The following is a 14558-nucleotide window of genomic DNA, read 5'->3' on the forward strand; positions in this document are numbered from 1 at the left end:
CAAAACACTATTTTAGCAATATTTTATTATCAAGGAACATTTTTACACATATTTGGCGCCCTGTGGGACTAAACTTACCACTTTTTCAGTGGCGCCCTTTTAGGAGGTGGTGTTTCATGAAAACAGTAATCATGGATATCATGAAACGTTCATTTACTGAATTGTCAAAAGAAAGTCAGATTATATTGGGAATCATTATTACTATAATTACAATTTGGGAAATTTCTGCCTTTTTGAATATGATTGAAAGAAAAAGAAGATGGTACTTGTTGTCACTGGCAGTCGGTATACTCATTTTTTCAACAATATTAATGCAAGGACTTGCTGATCTTGCAAGAGGTGGACATATGACTGAATCTGTGCCAGGTAGAATTCTTGAAAAGATACCATTTTCATATGGTGTTTTACTACTTGCACTTTTGTATGGAGTAGAATATTTACTATGGAAAAAAGAAAAAAATACTCAGGAATATCTGACGGCTCGGTCTGTAAAGGAAACACTCGATGCAAGAATAGATGGAATCTGCTATGCATCTATGGAGGGACAGCCAATTCTGGTAAACATACAAATGAATGAGATTTGCGGATATTTATTTCAAACAGAGATTATGAATGCGAATGATTTCTGGGAAGATTTACAGAACATTCAAACTTCAGAGAAAGCAGAAGTCATAAGGAATGAGCCGTCTTTGATTCTTCGATTTTCAGACACAAAAGTATGGAACTTTTTGAAAAAAGAAGTGTCCATGAAAGATACTTCGTATCAGGAAATTATAGCATACGATATCGCAGAGCAGTACCAGCTGAATCGGGAGCTGAAGGATAGAAATACTAAGTTGAATGATATCAATAGAAGGCTCATGAAATTTAATGAAGAAGTAGAAACCGTTACGCGGCAGAAAGAAATGTTGGAAGCGAAGATGAAAGTACATGATGATCTCGGACGCGTTCTTCTTGCACTTCGGACTTATCTGGAAGAACCTGAGAATTCCAAGAGGCGCAAGGAACTTCTTGCAATGTGGAAATATGTTGTAAATTCGATGACTTATGAGGCAGGAGAAAAAGAAAACAAGAAGTCATTTGAGGAATTGAAAAAAATTGCAGATTTAATGGATGTGGAAATTATTTTTGAAGGAGAGCTTCCACAGACAGAAAAAGAACAGCGGGTTATATATGCACTTTTAAGAGAAAGCCTGAATAATATGATCAAGCATGCCGGAGGACATTATCTTTACATTGAAATAGACAATTCCGGAGAAGATGTGCAGATATGTCTGCACAATGATGGAGAGATACCCAAACAGAAAATAGAAGAAAAGGGCGGACTTCGCAATCTCAGGATGATGGTAGAATCAATAGATGGAGAGTTTCGCATTGAAAGTTTCCCGATTTTTGCAATTTATGTGACCTTAAAAAAGGAGAAAGTATGGAGAAAGTAAAAGTAATGATCGTAGATGATCAGTATATAGCCAGGCAGTTATTTGAAATGTACATAAAATCCAGTGAAAAATATAAACTTGTATTGCAGGTAGATTCAGCAGCATTGGCCACAAAAGCACTGAAAGGAAATCCAGTTGATTTAATTCTGATGGACATTCTTATGTCAGATGGTTCGAATGGACTATCAGCCGCCTGTGAGATAAAAAAATTCAGACCAGAAGTGAAGATTATTGCTGTAACATCTATGCCGGAAACATCTTGGCTTACAAGGGCAAGAGAGATTGGAATCGATAGCTTCTGGTATAAAGAAGCATCGAAAGAAACTATCCTGCAGGTAATGGACAGAACGATGAGTGGAGAATCTGTTTATCCGGATAAGGTACCACAAGTTAAGGTAGGGATGGCCACAAGTCATGAATTTACAGAACGGGAAATGGAAGTACTGCGATTGATGACCACTGGTGCTTCGAATGCTGCGATCGCTGAAAAACTGGTGATTTCGGAAAGTACTGTGAAAAATCACATCCATCGAATGTTGAAAAAGACAGGCTGTGAAAGCCGCACAGAGCTTGCAATAGAAGCAAGAATTAGTGGAATTGCAATAAAGATATAAAAATAGATCTTTTGGTTCATGTCTTTCTTTTGATTAATTGATATGATATTTAAGAGAGAGTTTTCGCTTAAAAGGGGGGACGAGAATGAGATCTACAGAAGAAAAAATCAAAAGAAAAGTTATCAGTGTGGTTATTATTGTAGCAATTCTGTCAACGATGGCCGGGTGTGGAAAAAGTCAGAGCCGCAAAGAACCAATCACATTGACTATCTGGCATGTATATGGAGGACAGACAGATTCTCCATTAAATGATCTGATCGATGAATTTAATGGGACGGAAGGGAAAAAAGAAGGTATAAAAATCCAGGTAGGGATGGTATCTAATACAAATACGATTCATGAAGAAGTACTAAAAGCAGCGAATAAAGATCCGGGAGCGGCAAAATTACCAGATCTTTTTATCTCATATCCCAAAACAGTGCTAGCTATGAATGATTCCGGTATATTGGCAGATTATCATGATTATTTTTCAGAAAACGAGTTGAAAGATTTTATACCGGAGTTCCTTAAAGAAGGTGAAATTGACGGTCGCCTCCTCGTATTCCCGGTTGCTAAATCTACAGAAATCTTATTTGTTAACAAGACGATATTTGATCGTTTTTCAGCAGATACCGGAGCTTCTATGGAACAGCTTACCATTTGGGAAGATCTTTTTGACTTGTCAGATACCTATTATGAATGGTCAGATGCTCAGACTCCTGATGTAGAAGGTGATGGAAAGAGCATGTTTGTTCATGATTATCATTTTAATTATTTTCAAGTAGGAGTAGAGTCACTGGGGACAGATTTTTTTAATGGGGACAAAATCGTCTATGATACCAGCGAGTTTGGGCAAGTATGGGAGCCTTATGCAAGGGCGGCTATAGAAGGTGGAATCTGGTTAAATGAAGGGTATGCAACAGAGCCTCTTAGAACAGGTGAGTCCATTGTCAGTGTAGCATCTTCAGCCAGTGTATTATATTATGAAGATATTGTAACTTACTCCGATAATCGTTCTGAGCCAATTGAAATTATTGCCAGACCAGTTCCGGTCTTCAAAAATGGAGGCAAGCTTGTTATGCAAAGAGGTGCAGGAATCTGCCTTACAAAGTCTGATCCAGAAAGAGAAGAAGCAGCAGCAAAATTTGTAAAATGGCTGACTGAACCAGAAAAGAATGTTCAATTTGTTACAAGCGTGGGATATATGCCAGTGACGGAAAAGGCATTCGAATTATTACCGGAAGCAATAAATAATCTTACAAATGAAAAATATAAAAGTCTGTATCAGGCATTCATAGATACACAAAATGAATATACATTTTATTACGCACCTCAAATGGATAGTTATCTTGACTCGGAAATGAAATTCGAAAAAAATATCAGAATGAAATTAACATCTGCAAGAAAAAGATATATGAATAACGAGGCAGATATAGAAACATTAGTATGGGATACATTTCAGGAATTTAGTGATTCGATGGAATAATAAGATAGAGTATGGGTAAGAAATGATAAAGAAAATAAAAGAATTTGGCCAGATTATCTATCTGGCAAGAAAAAAGAATATTCCAATGCGAAAAAAACTGATGCTGTACTTATGCACCATGGTCATGGCAGGTCTTGGAATAGTGTGTTTGCTGCTTGTCCTGACAAGAAATCTGTTTGGAACGCATAAACAGATACAAGATGTATTACAGATGCAGTTGGATTCCAGTACAGCACAGATGCAGGAAGATCTTGAACAATATACAGGATATGGACTTTCTCTTTCCGGACAGATCAGTCAGAATATAGATAATCAATTGAAAAATAATGCAAAGAAACTTACAGATTATAATGATGACCAGGAAGCACTGATTGAATTACAGAGACAGATATATCCGGAAATGAATACGACAATTCAAATCTGTCGTCCGAGCGGTGTATATGCAGTATTGGATGCTACAGTCAATACGAAAATATCCGGGAGTGAAAAGTCAAGAAGCGGACTTTATCTAAGATTAAAAAATGTTACCAATACTGGAAATTTAATGGCGGAGACCATTTTGTTCCGTGGCAGTCCGGATATTGCACGCGAAAAAGAACTGGAATTACATAATCGATGGAATTTGGAGTTTAATACGGATGTAATGCCGGGATATCACACATTGGTAGATGAAAAAAAACGAAAAGGAATGTCATATTTCTGGAGTGAGAAGACGTCATTGACCGGAACGTGGGAAGATGTCATGTTCTTGTGTGTCCCGATCATTGGAAATTCAGAAGACATATATGGACAATGTGGAGTGGAACTGAATTCCATGTATTTTAATCAGAATTACACAGCTGTAGACAGCAAATACGGCTCTATGGTTACGATACTTGCACCAGTCAGCGATCAGATATTGGAAGTGCAGAAAGGTATGACAGGTTCTACCGATGGAACCTGGCTTCAGTCAGTTGAAGATTTAAAAATCAATCATAAGAAATATTACAATGAATATTTTTCCGGTCAAGGAGAGTTTATAGGTCTGCAGAAGGAAATACAGATTCCGGGAGAAAAAGAAGATCGGTGGGTAGTTGCAGTACTTCTTCCGAAAGATAAATGGCAAGCTTCTGTCTGGCGGAACCGAAATTATATGATGTTAGCCGGAATAGGTTTTTTAGTTGTGATGTTTTTCCTTGCAAATCATTTGTCACAGAGGTTTGTTAAGCCTATACTTCGGGGATTTTCTGACATTGTTGGAAATAAAGAACTTTTAAGAAATGAATCGGGTATTGAAGAGTTAGAAGAATTATTGCGATTCACTGGTGAACAGAAGAAAAATGAAAAGATCCATACACAGTCACTGCCACCGAATATTGAAGAATTGTTTACTAGATTTGCACTGGGAGTATGTACTTTGACAAAAACAGAGTATATAATTTTTCATTACTATATGGAAGGATACGAGATTGCACAGATTCCTGAAATTGCATTTATTAGTATGAGTACGGTAAAAAAACATAATAGAAATATCTATGAAAAATTAAAAGTTTCATCTTACAATGAACTGATGCTATATCTGGATCTGTTTGAGAGATGCGGACGGATCAGTGAGCTGGAACGATAAGATGATTACAGGATTAAGTGATGGAAACCGAGCAGAGGGCGAAAGCCTTTTGCCCGGTTTTTCTGTTGCCAAGCATACGACAAAAAGGTCCGGTGGACCTTTTTTAGTTTTAGGTAAAAAGAACTATGTTGTGATCGACATGAAGAGAAAGCTTGTATTATAAGGGAAAAATAATGGTATACCTGGTATACCATTAACGAAAACAGGCCATTAAGTAGCCGTGGGTGAATAGAAAATAATAAAAAAAACATATAAGATAAAACCAGAAAATCACATAGCTCAAAGATTTGAAAAGAAGAAAAAGGAGATGATCAAAATGAAAAAGAGAGCATTAGGAATTATTCTTTCTGTCTTATGTGTACTTTTATTATTTAGTGCGTGTGGCGGAAAAGATAAGAAAGAAAAAAAGAAATCTGATGAAGCCAAGGTGAAAGTTGAAAAAGAAGAGTCGGAAGAAAAAGAAGATGAAGAAGAGGAAGTAAAACTTTCACCAGAAGAAGGAACACCATTTACGACAGAAGCCGTACGTGATGTGACAATGGGACCGGTTACAGTACATTGTCAGTGGATTCCATTTGAAAGTCCATATATTGTAGATGATATTTTCAGTGGACGTGTAGCTGCAGCAGGTGACCGGGTATGGATACTCGCAGATGGCAAGTTAAAAGAATATCAGTATGCAAATGATGCAGTTACATTTGTAAAAGATATTTCAATTGGTGATGGATATTCAGAGATCACAGCAGATGAAACAGGGAACTTATATGTTTCCAGTAAGCTTAGCAATAATGCATTCTTGAGAATTAAGGACGGAAACATAGAAGAGCTGGCAAAGGACATTGGACCTGTAAAAATGCAAAGAAGTGGAAATGTTGGTATATCTGCTCTCTTTGATATAAAAAAGATTGTAGTAGCAGATGGAACAGCAACAGCACAGGACTGGATGCCGCAGGAGCACGATATTATAAGCACAGCACTGATCAGTGAGAACTATGCATATATCGGAGGACGCAGTGAGGAATTAGATGCCTATATTTTAAAAGCATATGATATGGAAGGAAATCACTTACTGACCTTCGGAGAAAAGGGAAAAGATGGTGATGATTGGCTTGCATATGTATCACAGATCATGGAAATTCCAGAAGGTTTCTTTGGAATTGATGCGAATATGCGAGATCTCTATATCTGGGGACCGGATGCAAGTGTACTTGGCTCAGTAGAAGCACCGGATCTGTTTGGAGCTAGATATGCATGGATTGCAGGTGCAGCTAAACAGGACGATGGAAGTATATTGGTTGCATTGACACAAGATCGAGATGATGATTCAGCTACTGAATTATTACTTTACAGATTGAGCGGATTTTAAATTAGAACAAAATTAATTAGAAATATTTTATAAGGAGGAAAATTATATGAGGTATGAAATCACAGGAGGAAATTTACCAGTCGTTATTTGTTATTTACAGTCAGGAGAAGGTATGATCACAGAATCCGGAAGTATGAGCTGGATGAGCCCGAATATGAAAATGGAGACAGTCGGCGGAGGAATGAAGAAGATGCTTGGAAGAGCATTTTCAGGAGAAAATGCATTTCAGAATCGTTACAGTGCGCAGGGCGGCGATGGAATGATTGCATTTGCTTCCAGCTTTCCAGGTTCTGTCAATGCATTAGAGATTGGACCAGGAAAGAGCATGATCGTTCAGAAAAAAGCATTTCTTGCAGCGGAGGAGGGCGTAGAACTTTCTGTTTATATGCAGAAAAAACTTGGAAAAGGATTGTTTGGTGGTGAAGGATTCATCATGCAGAAATTAACCGGACAAGGAACAGCATTTATTGAAATTGATGGTTACGGAGTAGAATATAATCTTGCTCCAGGACAGGAAATGATTGTTGATACAGGTTACCTGGCTGCAATGGAAGAGACTTGTACAATGGACATTGTTAAAGTCGAAGGAATGAAAAATATGTTCCTTGGTGGTGAAGGATTATTTAATACTGTAGTGAGAGGACCAGGTAAGATTATTCTTCAGACAATGCCGATCGCAAATGTTGCAGCGCTGCTCCAGCCATTTTTTGCAGACGGAAAAAAATAAATAAGTAATCTAAGAACACATAAGAGGAAAGGGTGAATTTATTATGAGAAAAAAATTGGCGGTCTTAATTGCTGTGATCACAGCCGCTATGATGCTTTTCGGATGTGGCGGAAAAGATATGTCCGGAAGTGAATATCTCGGAAAGTGGAAAGCAACAAAGGCTGAATATGCCGGAATAGAAGTTGGAGTAGACACCGTATTTGATGAATTTCATTTTACACTACAGGATAACGGAAAAGTAAAATTAAATGTAAATGGTGATGAAACAACTGGTAAATGGGATGAAACAGAGAATGGTATTTCAATAGAAGATGAGATGGAATTCCAGAAATTAGATGACAATACGTTGACCTATGAAGTCAGTGGAGTCACAGTTCATTTTGCCAGAGATTAATCAAGAAACAAAGTATGCCGAAAGCATTCTTGAATAAGGTGAAATAGGTGAAAATAAGTCAGGTGGAGCACATCTTGTGGTGGGTTCCGCCTGAGTGTGATATCAGATGCGAAAGGAGTTAAAAATATGGGACTTATTAAAGCGGCAATGGGAGCAGCAGGCGGTGTTATGGCGGATCAATGGAAAGAATTTTTCTATTGTGATGCGTTGGATCAGGATACATTGATGATCAAAGGTCAGAAACGTACAGGAGCAAGATCTTCCAATACAAAAGGAAGTGACAACATTATTAGTAACGGTTCCGGAATTGCAGTAGCAAATGGACAGTGTATGATGATTGTAGAACAGGGTAAAGTTGTGGAAGTTTGTGCAGAGCCAGGAGAGTATACATATGATACATCTTCCGAACCAAGTATTTTTGCCGGAAATTTAAGTGACAGTATTAAATCAACATTTATGACAATTGGAAAAAGATTTACATACGGTGGTGACACGGGTAAAGATCAGAGAGTCTATTATTTTAATACAAAAGAAATTACAGACAATAAATTTGGTACAGCAAATCCAGTCTGGTTCCGTGTAGTCGATCAAAAAATCAACCTGGATAAAGATGTTGAAATACGCTGTAATGGAATTTATTCCTATCGTATCACAAATCCACTTTTGTTCTATACGAATTTAGGCGGAAATGTATCAGACCGATTTGAAAGAAGTGAGATTGACACACAGCTTCGCACAGAATTTATCAATGCTCTTCAACCGGCATTTGCGAAGATAGCTGAACTGGAGATACGTCCAAGCCAGATTCCGGCACATTCTATGGAAATTGGAGATGCGATGAATGAGGTGCTGACGAAAAAATGGTCAGAACTTAGAGGAATTTCAATTGTATCTGTAGCATTTAATCCAGTTACATTGAAAGAAGAAGATGCAGAGGCAATCAAACAGGCACAGAATGCATCGATGTATCGCGATCCGAATATGATGGCAGCTACTCTTGGAATGGCTCAGGCAGAGGCAATGAAGACTGCTGCCGGTAATCCTAATGGTGCGATGATGGGATTTATGGGTATGAACATGGCCGGAGGCGGTATGGGTGGCATGAATCTTCAAGGACTCTATAACCAGGGAGCAGCACAACAACAGATGCAGCAACAACAGATGCAGGAACAGCAGATGCGTGAACAACAGATGCAGCAACAACAGATAAAACAGCAGGAAGTGGCACAGAACACACAGACGACAGAAACAGCGGCTGGCTGGACGTGCGCTTGTGGAAAAGTAAATACCGGAAAATTCTGCATAGAGTGTGGAAAACCAAAACCGGCAGATGGCTGGACTTGTAGTTGTGGAACTGTGAATAAGGGGAAATTCTGTATGGAGTGTGGAAAACCAAAACCGGCAGGAGAAACATTATATCGCTGTGATAAATGTGGCTGGGAGCCTGAAGATCCAAAGAATCCACCAAGATTCTGTCCAGAGTGCGGAGATCCATTTGATGAGAATGACATGCAGTAAGCAGAAGGCTTTATAACTAATTAAGGAAAGGAGTTGAGAGGATGTCTGATTTAAGAGAATATAAATGCCCTGCATGTGGAGGAGCTATGGAGTTTGATAGCGAATCTCAAAATATGAAATGTCCATTTTGCGACACAGAAGTATCTATTGAAGAATTCGAACAGGAACAGAAGAAAAATCCAGAGGAAACACGCTGGAAAGCTGGTAATGGAGCACAATGGAAAGAAGATGAAATTTCTGGCATGGCAGTTTATTCTTGTCAGTCCTGTGGCGGTGAAATTACAGCAGACAAAACAACAGGAGCTACGACATGTCCGTTCTGTGGAAATCGTGTTGTTCTAAAAGGCCAGTTTGAAGGAGAATTGAGGCCGGATTATATCATTCCGTTTAAGCTGGATAAAAAGGCTGCAAAAGCAGCTTACTATAAACATTTAGAAAAGAAATCATTTCTTCCAAAAGTATTCAGCTTTGAAAATCACATTGATGAGATTGTAGGTGTCTATGTTCCATTCTGGCTGTTCGATGTAGATGCACAGGCATATATGACATACAATGCAGAGCGGATACGAACCTGGAGACAGGGAAATAAAGAACATACGGAGCATGAATATTATCATGTGGACAGAGCCGGCGGCATTGAATTTGAACATGTTCCAACGGATTGTTCAAGAAAAATGGACGATGCACTTATGGAAGCAATCGAACCATATGATTTTAAAGATGCTGTGCCATTTCAGACACCGTATCTTGCCGGATATGTGGCAGACCGATATGATGTGAATATGGAAGAATGTATGGGGCGTGCAACCAATCGGATCCGGCAAAGTGCGGAAGATGCTCTTAGAGAGACTGTAAAAGGGTATCAGATAGTTACTACTACAAATCGTCAGATTAATATTATGAGTGCGCAGTACTGGTATGCAATGTATCCTGTCTGGGTTTTAAATACGACCTGGAAAGGAGAAAAATATACATTTGCCATGAATGGACAGACGGGAAAGATGGTTGGAGATCTTCCGGCAGATCAAGGTGCTTTCTGGAAATTTGTAGGACTTAGAGGAGTGATCCTTGGAGCAATTATTTATGCTGTCATGTGGATCGTGACATTGATATAGAAGGAGGGATCAAAGATGAAAATGAGTTCTGAAAAGAAAAAAATATTCGGTGTGATTCTTTCTTTCCTTTTGGTATTTAGTATGTCTGTTCCGGTAATGGCAGAAGATGAAAACTATCCGAGATATTTGGATGACGCAGGACTTTTGAGTAGTAGTCAGGCTCAAAAGCTTGAGAAAAAACTGGATAAAATCAGCAAAGAACATCATTGTGACGTTGTGATTGCAGTGGCCAATACTACAAACGGCCAGGATATCGAATCATTTACAGAGGATTTCTATGATTCGATGGGATATGGGCAAGGTGAGAAAAAAAGCGGAATTATGCTGATGGTCAGCATGAAAGAACGGCAGTGGAATATGTGTACGACCGGAGATGCGATCGATGCGTTTACCGATGCAGGACTTGATTATATCGGTGAAACATTTATCACTTATCTTAGTGATGAGAAGTATAACAAAGCTTTTACTACATTTGCCAGGTTAAGTGATAAATTCCTGAACCAGGCAGAGAAAGGTAAACCATATGATTCAGGACATATGCCAAAAGGAAGTGTCTCACCGTTCTGGATATTTGGAGATTTGGCGATTGGAATTTTAATTGCATTGATTTGGGGAAATGTAAAAAAAGCAAAACTTAAATCTGTGAAAAAACAGGTGGCAGCTCAGGAATATACAAAACCAGGAAGTCTCAGACTGACGATGAATTCTGATCGGTTCGTGAACAGAACCGTGACTACGCGGGTGATTCAAAATAACAATTCTAATTCTTCCGGAGGTGGCAGTTCGGTCCATAATGGATCATCAGGAACTTCTCACGGAGGAAAGAGCGGAAGCTTTTAGTAAGGACGAAAGAAGGTGACAGAGTGAACGAGAGATTATATAAAAGAAAAATAAGATTGCTTATCTCTATAGTCTTAGTGCTGGTAATGGCGTTTTCTGGTTGTAATGGAAAACAAAAAAAGCAGGAAAGGAAGCGGGAAAATCGTCAGGAAAGCCAGCAGGAAAAAAAGGAAACTGTGAAAGCGGATAACAAAGATCTTTCAAAATCCGAACAGTCACTCCAAAACCTTCAGAAGAATCTAAGGAGAAGCCGCATGCCAATGGCAGCCGCATACCTTGGATATGCAGATGATAACAGTCCATTTCGGGATCAAGTCCGGACGCTGTTGAAGAATGGAAAATATGAAGAACAATATTCTTTTTTGGCAGATGTCCCAAAAGAAAATTACATTTCCTATAACGGGGAAGAAGTATATGCAATTGTTCCGCAAAGTACTCAGTATGCTATGAAGGTTGAGTCTTTTGATTGGGATGAAAATGCAAATGCAATGGTCCGGGATACATTGTACATAAGCCAAAAGGCAGCTCCTGTGATACTTAAGTGTAATCTCAGTGAGCTGAGTTACAATGTTGTCATCACATTGACAAAAGGGACAGAGACATTTTCTTACTCCCCATCATTAAGTCTCATGGATGGGGCATTGTATGCATATAATCTGGATGGGATGGAAATCTATGATTTCACGCTTTATGATAATCTGGAGATACCAGTCTGGAATGAATGCGGAGAATGCGGAGGATGCGGTGATCCGGAAGGTTATGGTGCCCCTTTAGAGGCTGCAGGAGAAGAACCTGGACTGATCGGGCAATGGATATCAACAGAATTGAAAAATCAGTCCGGACAGAATATTACATACGGAATGTATTTTGGAGATTATCAATATTTTGAATTCCAGTATGGTCAAATGGGACATGATTTAGAATGTTGGTCGGGAACTTTTGAGGTAACAGACCAGTTCAGAAATGGAGAACTCGTTGTACATTATGTATTGTACACTCCTGATGGTATACGGGAGGGAGAGTTTTATACAATGGTAAATTATGGAGAAATGCTTGTAACAGAAGGAAGTGGAGATGCAATATTTCCATTTACAGATGCAAGTACAGAATGGTTTTATTCTTATTAAGATGATACTTCGTGTCGGGCAACGGTTAAGGGTACTCTGGAAGACAGGGTATCCTTTCTTAGTGAAAAAAACCAGTCATAAATCCTGTCCATTTACATATATTGAGAGTAAGAGGTGAGAAATCATGAAAGAAGAAGTTATTTTAACCATTTTGCCGCATCAGCTCAGGGAGGTTCTTAAGAGAGAGAATATTGATTTCCAGAGTATTCAGGAAATCAGGCTTCGGGTCAGAAAACCTTTGATTTTGCTGTACAGAGGAAATGAAGTGATTCCTGAGGCAGACGGCAGGCCGTATTACATCACAAAAGATGAAATACGGGAAATGTTAGATTACATCAGTGGATATTCACTGTACTCTTATGAACGTGAGATGAGTCAGGGATATATTACAATTGAAGGAGGGCATAGAGTGGGACTGGCAGGACAGGCTATAATGGAAAACGGAAAGGTGAAAAATTTAAAATACATTTCATCGATCAATGTGAGAATGTCACATGAAATACTTGGATGTGCAGATGGACTATTGCCTTATATTACTTTCCACAGGCGATTATATCATACACTTCTTGTCTCGCCTCCAGGTTGTGGAAAGACGACACTACTTCGGGATCTGATACGACAAATTTCAGAAGGCAATGAGTTTATTAAGGGAATGTCTGTCGGTGTTGTCGATGAACGTTCAGAGATTGCCGGCTGTTACAGAGGTGTGGCACAGAATCATCTGGGAATCCGTACAGATGTACTGGATGGGTGTCCAAAGGCTGAGGGAATGATCATGCTGATTCGTTCGATGCGTCCCGAAGTCATTGCAGTTGATGAAATTGGAGGGAGTGAAGATGTACATGCTATTGAATATGCAATGCATTGCGGCTGCCGTATGCTTGCAACAGCTCACGCAGATTCTATGGAGGAACTACAAAAGAAACCAGTATTTGATCGGCTGATACGGGAAAAAAGATTTGAACGTTATGTATTACTTGGAAATGAGCCACAGATAGGAACGATTCAGGAAATTTATGATGAGAGAGGTTCGCTTCTGTATCAGGATCAGGAGGAAAAAACTGCTATATGTTAAAGTTTCTTGGAAGTCTTTTTATAGTAAGTTCTATGACCGGGATTGGAATCTGGAAAGCAGAAGAAGTGAAACACTCCTATCAGGCGTTAGGAAAAATATATCATTTGATTGGAATGATGAAAAATGAATTAAGTTATGCGGGCTCGGAATTTGGAGAAATGTTCGAATGTCTTTCGAAAAAAATGGATGCACCATATCGAAATTGGCTGCTTGGAATGAAAATACAGATGGAAAGAAGAGATGGAAAGACATTTTCTGAAATATGGGAGGATAATGTCAATGGTTTTTTGGAGGAAAGCGGACTTGGTATGGAAGCTTTAAACCATTTAAAAATGCTGGGCAGAAATCTTGGAGGAGCCGATCGGCAGATGCAGATCTGGTCCATGGAACGTTATTTGAAACAAATAGAATTACAGATGGACGAGATGAGAAAAGATATTCAAATGCGAATGAAAGTGCGAATTTGTCTTGGAGCAAGTGCAGGCATATTGATTACCATATTCTTGATATAACAAAGGAATATTTAGTTGTAAATGAAAAACCATGAGCTGCGAATGTGAATCAGGAGGTAACTATGAGTGTCAATTTAATCTTCAAAATTGCAGCAGTTGGAATTCTTGTGTCTGTTATAAGTCAGGTGCTCAAACACAGTGGGAGAGAGGAACAGGCATTTCTGACAAGCCTTGCAGGCCTGATTCTTGTATTATTTTGGATTGTACCTTACATATATGAACTTTTTGAATCGATCCAAAGATTGTTTACACTGTAAAAGAGCAGTGAGCGCGAAAAGGAAAGGCGGCATCTTACATGAGTATTTTGAAAGTAGGGGTTCTCGCAGTTGCCGGAGTTCTTCTGGCAGTTCAGTTTAAAAATGGGAAAACAGAATATAGCACTTATATAAGTGTTGTATTGGGAATTTTAATTTTTGGCGGAATTTTGGGATATCTGGAAATATTGATCCATGCATTTGATAAGTTGGAAGAGGATTTGGATTTGGATTATGCATATGTCGCAATTTTATTGAAAATGCTTGGAATTACTTATGTGTCGGAACTTGTGTCTGCAATCTGTAAAGATGCAGGATATCAGTCAGTTGCACTTCAGATTGAAATATTTGCAAGGCTTGGGATCATGGTTTTGTGTATTCCGATTCTTATGACACTTCTGGAGGTTGTACGAGGGTTTCTGGGGTAGAGCGTATGTTGATAAGAAAAATATCGGACGTGGAAAAATTCACGAAAAATTCCCGGAGATTTATGTGTCGGAGATTTG

16 protein-coding genes are annotated in these 14558 nt (G+C 38.8%); all 16 read left to right on the forward strand.

Annotated elements, in window-relative coordinates:
• The first annotated feature begins 116 nt into the window (after positions 1-116).
• Complete coding sequence (locus LI149_RS00005) at positions 117-1439, forward strand: hypothetical protein (protein ID WP_227142841.1); 1323 nt, start codon at positions 117-119, stop codon at positions 1437-1439.
• Entirely contained in the window at positions 1427-2053 is a 627-nt protein-coding gene (locus tag LI149_RS00010) for a response regulator transcription factor (RefSeq protein ID WP_227142842.1), read from the forward strand. The genes LI149_RS00005 and LI149_RS00010 overlap by 13 nt, the downstream gene beginning before the upstream one ends.
• An 85-nt stretch (positions 2054-2138) precedes the next feature.
• Positions 2139-3518, forward strand: coding sequence for an extracellular solute-binding protein (locus LI149_RS00015; protein ID WP_227142843.1), 1380 nt, complete (start codon positions 2139-2141; stop codon positions 3516-3518).
• Between the two features lie 22 nt (positions 3519-3540).
• A complete protein-coding gene (locus LI149_RS00020; protein ID WP_227142844.1) occupies positions 3541-5124 on the forward strand; it encodes a helix-turn-helix transcriptional regulator in 1584 nt (527 codons plus the stop codon).
• A 1-nt stretch (position 5125) separates the two neighbouring features.
• The gene (locus tag LI149_RS00025; protein ID WP_005330202.1) at positions 5126-5287 is read left to right on the forward strand and encodes a hypothetical protein; all 162 of its coding nucleotides are present in this window, start codon (positions 5126-5128) and stop codon (positions 5285-5287) included.
• Between the two features lie 153 nt (positions 5288-5440).
• Positions 5441-6490, forward strand: a complete 1050-nt coding sequence (locus tag LI149_RS00030) for a hypothetical protein (protein WP_147566986.1) — start codon at positions 5441-5443, stop codon at positions 6488-6490.
• 46 nt (positions 6491-6536) lie between these two features.
• Positions 6537-7217, forward strand: a complete 681-nt coding sequence (locus LI149_RS00035; RefSeq protein WP_005330204.1) for a TIGR00266 family protein — start codon at positions 6537-6539, stop codon at positions 7215-7217.
• A gap of 43 nt (positions 7218-7260) precedes the next feature.
• Positions 7261-7611: a hypothetical protein gene (locus LI149_RS00040; protein WP_005330205.1), complete on the forward strand. Its 351-nt coding sequence runs from the start codon at positions 7261-7263 to the stop codon at positions 7609-7611.
• A 126-nt stretch (positions 7612-7737) separates the two neighbouring features.
• Positions 7738-9129 carry an SPFH domain-containing protein gene (locus LI149_RS00045; protein ID WP_227142845.1) on the forward strand — a complete coding sequence of 464 codons (1392 nt, stop codon included), beginning with the start codon at positions 7738-7740 and terminating at the stop codon, positions 9127-9129.
• A 41-nt stretch (positions 9130-9170) separates the two neighbouring features.
• Positions 9171-10244 (forward strand): hypothetical protein, encoded by a 1074-nt coding sequence (locus tag LI149_RS00050; protein WP_227142846.1) that lies wholly within the window; start codon positions 9171-9173, stop codon positions 10242-10244.
• A 15-nt stretch (positions 10245-10259) separates the two neighbouring features.
• Complete coding sequence (locus LI149_RS00055) at positions 10260-11084, forward strand: TPM domain-containing protein (RefSeq protein ID WP_005330212.1); 825 nt, start codon at positions 10260-10262, stop codon at positions 11082-11084.
• Positions 11085-11107: 23 nt separating this feature from the next.
• Positions 11108-12211: a hypothetical protein gene (locus LI149_RS00060; protein WP_168933028.1), complete on the forward strand. Its 1104-nt coding sequence runs from the start codon at positions 11108-11110 to the stop codon at positions 12209-12211.
• Positions 12212-12335: 124 nt separating this feature from the next.
• Positions 12336-13286, forward strand: a complete 951-nt coding sequence (spoIIIAA, locus tag LI149_RS00065) for a stage III sporulation protein AA (RefSeq protein ID WP_227142847.1) — start codon at positions 12336-12338, stop codon at positions 13284-13286.
• Positions 13280-13798 (forward strand): stage III sporulation protein AB, encoded by a 519-nt coding sequence (locus LI149_RS00070; RefSeq protein ID WP_117682471.1) that lies wholly within the window; start codon positions 13280-13282, stop codon positions 13796-13798. Before spoIIIAA ends, LI149_RS00070 begins: the two co-directional genes overlap by 7 nt.
• A 62-nt stretch (positions 13799-13860) precedes the next feature.
• Positions 13861-14055: a stage III sporulation protein AC gene (gene spoIIIAC / locus LI149_RS00075; RefSeq protein ID WP_005336645.1), complete on the forward strand. Its 195-nt coding sequence runs from the start codon at positions 13861-13863 to the stop codon at positions 14053-14055.
• A gap of 38 nt (positions 14056-14093) precedes the next feature.
• Positions 14094-14480, forward strand: coding sequence for a SpoIIIAC/SpoIIIAD family protein (locus tag LI149_RS00080; protein ID WP_005336643.1), 387 nt, complete (start codon positions 14094-14096; stop codon positions 14478-14480).
• The last annotated feature ends 78 nt before the right edge of the window (positions 14481-14558 follow it).

Source organism: Dorea sp. 210702-DFI.3.17 (assembly GCF_020560825.1).
Lineage (GTDB): Bacteria > Bacillota > Clostridia > Lachnospirales > Lachnospiraceae > Dorea > Dorea formicigenerans.